Raw genomic sequence first — 4,431 nt, 5'->3', positions numbered from 1 at the left:
TCCGGTGCGGCCGCCGGTCTCGGGACCTCGACCGTGAGTGGCGCCTCGTCCCGGTAGTGCGGCCAGGCGTCCTCCTCGGGGAGGACGGTGTCCGCGCCGGGCCGCAGCTCCGCCGAGGGCGGCACGAGGCCGTCGGCCGCGGCCCGTTCCCAGGCGTCGTGGAACAGGCGGACGCGTTCCACGGTGCTGCCGGACTGCTCGGCGAACTCCGTGAAGGAGAGTTTCCCCGGTGTGCCGTCCGGGCTCACCGCCCGCGCCACCAGCAGCGCGAGCGTCCAGCTCCCCGAGGCGGTGAACGCCCCGAACAGCCGGGCGTCCCCGCCGGGCCCCGTCTCGATCGCCGTTGCCGGCCCGCTCTCCTCGACCCCGATGCTCACTGTTCGGCCCCTTCCCCGTCGTCCCGAAAGCCGCCGACCAGTATCGCGCACCGCGGGGCCGGAGCGGGCCGTTCGGTGAGGTCAACGGCCCGCTCCGGCGGTCAGGAGCCGTGGGAGGCGGCTCTGGCCAGGGCTTCCCGCGGCGCTTTCAGCCGGTCGAGCCCCGCGAGGATCGCGCCGGTGAGGGGCGGCCGGGTCGCGATCACGGGGATCGCCTGGGGGGCCCGCGCGGCCAGTTCGGCGGCGACCAGCCGGACGAGGACGGGGGTGGGGCCGGCGAGAAGGCCGCCGCCCAGCACCACCTCGGTCGGGGTCCGCTGGAGGTCGAGGCGGTGGAGGCAGACCTCGGCCATCGCGACGATCTCCACGGCCTGGCGTTCCACCAGGGTCATGGCCGTCCGGTCGCCGGACTCGGCGAGCGCGCACAGCACGGGGACCAGGGCGTGGAGGCGTTCGCGGGGCAGGTCGCCGAAGTGGAGGGCGACGACGGCGTCCAGGACGGTCGGGAGGGCCAGGGTCGTGGTGACGAGGGAGCGGAGCTCCGTGTCGGGGCCCCGGCCGTCCTCGGCGCGCATGGCGTGGAACATGATCTGGTCGGCGAGGTCCTCGCCGCCGCCCCAGTCGCCGCTGATGACGCCGAGGGCGGGGAAGCGGGCGGTGCGGCCGTCGGGGGCGACGCCCACGGCGTTGATGCCCGCGCCGCACACCACGGCCACCCCCCAGGGCTGCGCGGAACTGGCCCGGAACAGCGCGAAGGTGTCGTTGGCGACGGTCACCTCGTCGGCCAGCCCGCGTGCCGCGAACTCGGCCCGCAGCACCTCCTCCTCGGCGGGGAAGTCGGCGCCCGCGAGGAACGACGACAGCAGGTCCGCCCGGGCGAGGCCCGCCTCGTCCAGCAGGGCGCGGGCCGGGCCCGACACCACGTCCACGGCCGGGCCGACCCCGCGGGACTGGGGTTTGAAGCCGCCGGCGCGCGCCGTGCCCAGGACCGTGCCGTCCTCCCCGACCAGCGCCAGATCGGTCTTGCTGTTGCCGCCGTCGACGGCGAGAACGGTCCTCACAGGGCCGCCGCCCAGGGCAGGTGCGGCCGGTTGGCGTCGATGAGCAGCTCACTGAGCTGGACGGCCAGGTGCTCCTGCCCGATCAGCGGATGGGCCAGCAGGGCATCCCGGACCCGGTCCTCGCCGCCCTGGACGGCGGCGGCCAGAGCCAGCTCCTCATACGCCGCGACATGCGCGGTCAGCCCCGCGTACAGCGGTGCGAGCGGCGCGGCCGGCAGCGGGACCGCTCCCGCGGAGCCGATCCGCGCGGGCACCTCGATCACCGCGTCGTCGGGCAGGAACGCGAAGGTCCCGTTGTTCCTGGTGTTGACGACCTGCACGTCGCCCCGGTCCCCGGCGAGCGAGGCGATCAGCGCGACCGCGGCCTCGGAGTAGAACGCCCCGCCCCGCCGCTCCAGCAGCTCCGGCTTGGTGTCGGCGGCCGGATCGGCGTAGACCGTCAGCAGCTCGTCCTCGATCGCCGCGACCTCCGCGGCCCGGGACGGCTTGGTCCGCTGCTCGTCGACGACCAGGTCGTGGGCGTAGAAGTAGCGCAGATAGTAGGACGGCACCACGCCCAGCCGGGTGAGCAGCCCGGACGGCAGCCCCAGGTCGTCGGCGAGCGCGTCGCCGTGCGACGCGAGCAGCGACGGCAGCACGTCCACCCCGTCGAGCAGCACCGCCCGCTCCCACGTCAGATGGTTCAGCCCGACATGGTCGAGCGTGATCCGCTCGGGTGCGACGCCCAGCAGCGCCGCGAACCTCCGCTGGAAACCGATCGCCACGTTGCAGAGCCCGATCGCCCGGTGCCCCGCGTCCAGCAGCGCCCGGGTGACGATCCCGACGGGGTTGGTGAAATCGACGATCCACGCGTCCGGCGCCTCCCTGCGGATCACCTCGGCGATCTCCAGGACGACCGGGACGGTCCGCAGCGCCTTGGCGAGCCCGCCCGCCCCGGTCGTCTCCTGGCCGACGCAGCCGCAGGTCAGCGGCAGAGTCTCATCGACCGACCTGGTGTCCTGGCCGCCGACCCGCAACTGGAGCAGGACCGCTCCGGCCCCGCGCACCCCGGCGGCCAGATCCGCCGTGGAGGTGACCACGGCGGGGTGCCCGGCGCGTGCCAGCATCCGGCGCGCCATCCCGGCGACGAGCTCGCGGCGCTCGGCGGCGGGGTCGATCAGCACGATCTCAGTGAGGGGGAGGTCGTCGCGCAGCCGCGCGAAACCGTCGATCAGCTCCGGTGTGTAGGTGGAGCCGCCCCCGACCACGGCGAGTTTCAACCCTTGACTCCTGTCAGTGTGACGCCCTCGATGAAGACACGTTGGGCGAGGAAGAAAACGATGATCACCGGCGCCGTCACCAGGAGGGTGGCGGCCATGGTGAGGTTCCACTGCGTGCTGTGGAACGCCTTGAAGGTGGCCAGGCCGAGCGAGAGCGTCCAGTTCTCCTGGTCGACTCCCGCGTACAGCAGGGGCCCGTAGTAGTCGTTCCAGCAGTAGAAGAACGAGAAGAGCGCGACGGCCGCGATCGCGGGCCGCGCCATCGGCAGGACGACCCGCAGCAGGGTCCGCACCTCCGAGCAGCCGTCGACCCGGGCGGCGTCCAGGTACTCCTGCGGGATCGTCAGCAGGAACTGGCGGAGCAGGAAGATCGAGAACGCGTCGCCGAAGAGCATCGGCAGGATCAGCGGCCAGAGCGAGTCGGTCAGCCCGAGCCGCGCCCAGATCAGGTACACCGGCACCGCGACGACCTGCGGCGGCAGCATCATCGTGGCGATGACCAGCAGGAACGCCGCACGACGGCCCCGGAAGCGGAACCGGGCCAGCGCGTAGGCCGCCGGGATGGAGGAGGCGAGCATCAGCAGAGTCGCCAGCGACGCGTAGACGAAGGTGTTGATCGTCCAGGTGACGAGCTTGGACTTGGCGAACACGTCCGCGTAGTTGGCGAGGTTCCAGGTCTTCGGCCACAGGTCGCTGGTCAGGGCCTGTTCGTCGGTCATCAGCGAGGTCAGCGCCACGAAGAAGACCGGCCCCAGGAACATGATCGTCAGGGCGATCGCGATGGCGTGGCGGGCGATCCACAGCAGCCCGCTTCGTCCGCGGTTCACAGGTTCTCCTCGGCTCGGCGGAACTGGCGCAGCAGGACGAGGGTGACGGCCATCGACACCCCGAACAGCAGCAGCGCGTGCACGCAGGCCACACCCATGGTCCAGTCGCGGAACCCGGTGTGGAACAGGTGCTGGGGCAGGGTCAGCAGGGAGCCGTCCGGGTAGCCGGGGACGAACGAGACGCCCGCGGAGTCGGTCGCGCCGGACGCCACCCGGGAGGCGATCATCGCCTGGGTGAAGTACTGCACCGCGTAGATGACCCCGGTGACCGCCGAGAACATCAGCACCGGCGAGATCATCGGCAGGGTGATGCTGCGGAAGCGCCGCCACGGCCCGGCCCCGTCGATCGCGGCGGCCTCGTACAGGCTCTTCGGGACGTCCAGCAGCGCCGCCAGGAAGATCATCATGGTGTTGCCGGTGCCCCAGAGGGCGAGCATGGTGAGGCTCGGCTTCGACCAGGACGGGTCGCCGAACCAGTCGGGCCCGTCGATCCCGACCCAGCCGAGGGCCTGGTTGACGGGGCCGGTCGCCGGGTTGAGCAGGTAGACGAACGCGACCGTCCCGGCGACCATCGGCACCAGCGACGGCAGATAGAAGATGGTCCTGAGCAGCGAGCCGCCCGACTTGAAGGTCGTGAGGAGCTGCGCGACGCCGAGCGCGAACAGCACCTGCGCGGGCACCATGAACACGACCAGCCACAGGGTGTTGCGGCCCGATTCCCACACGCGCGGGTCGTGGAACGCGTAACGCCAGTTGTCGAGGCCCACCCATTCCAGGGTGAACAGGTCGTACCGGTGGAAGGAGAAGTACACCGTGGCGAGCAGCGGATAGACGAAGAAGACGGCCAGGCCGATCAGCCAGGGGGAGAGCCAGACGAGGGCGCGGCGGCCCTCGTCGCGGAGCATCT

General features: G+C 72.1%; 5 protein-coding genes. All 5 read right to left on the bottom strand.

Going from position 1 to position 4,431, the window contains the following annotated elements; translation table 11 throughout:
• The coding region (locus tag ACYVE7_RS27220; protein ID WP_460368495.1) for a hypothetical protein at positions 1 to 377 on the bottom strand (377 nt) is incomplete at its 3' end.
• Positions 378 to 478: 101 nt separating this feature from the next.
• Positions 479 to 1,438 carry an N-acetylglucosamine kinase gene (locus ACYVE7_RS27215; protein ID WP_460368494.1) on the bottom strand — a complete coding sequence of 320 codons (960 nt, stop codon included), beginning with the start codon at positions 1,436 to 1,438 and terminating at the stop codon, positions 479 to 481.
• Positions 1,435 to 2,697: a family 4 glycosyl hydrolase gene (locus tag ACYVE7_RS27210; protein ID WP_460368492.1), complete on the bottom strand. Its 1,263-nt coding sequence runs from the start codon at positions 2,695 to 2,697 to the stop codon at positions 1,435 to 1,437. Before ACYVE7_RS27210 ends, ACYVE7_RS27215 begins: the two co-directional genes overlap by 4 nt.
• Positions 2,694 to 3,524 carry a carbohydrate ABC transporter permease gene (locus ACYVE7_RS27205; protein ID WP_460368490.1) on the bottom strand — a complete coding sequence of 277 codons (831 nt, stop codon included), beginning with the start codon at positions 3,522 to 3,524 and terminating at the stop codon, positions 2,694 to 2,696. Before ACYVE7_RS27205 ends, ACYVE7_RS27210 begins: the two co-directional genes overlap by 4 nt.
• Positions 3,521 to 4,207 (bottom strand): carbohydrate ABC transporter permease, encoded by a 687-nt coding sequence (locus tag ACYVE7_RS27200; RefSeq protein ID WP_460368497.1) that lies wholly within the window; start codon positions 4,205 to 4,207, stop codon positions 3,521 to 3,523. Before ACYVE7_RS27200 ends, ACYVE7_RS27205 begins: the two co-directional genes overlap by 4 nt.
• Positions 4,208 to 4,431: the final 224 nt, after the last annotated feature.

This window comes from Actinocorallia lasiicapitis (assembly GCF_054778695.1).
This window is presented reverse-complemented; position numbering and strand designations above follow the sequence as displayed.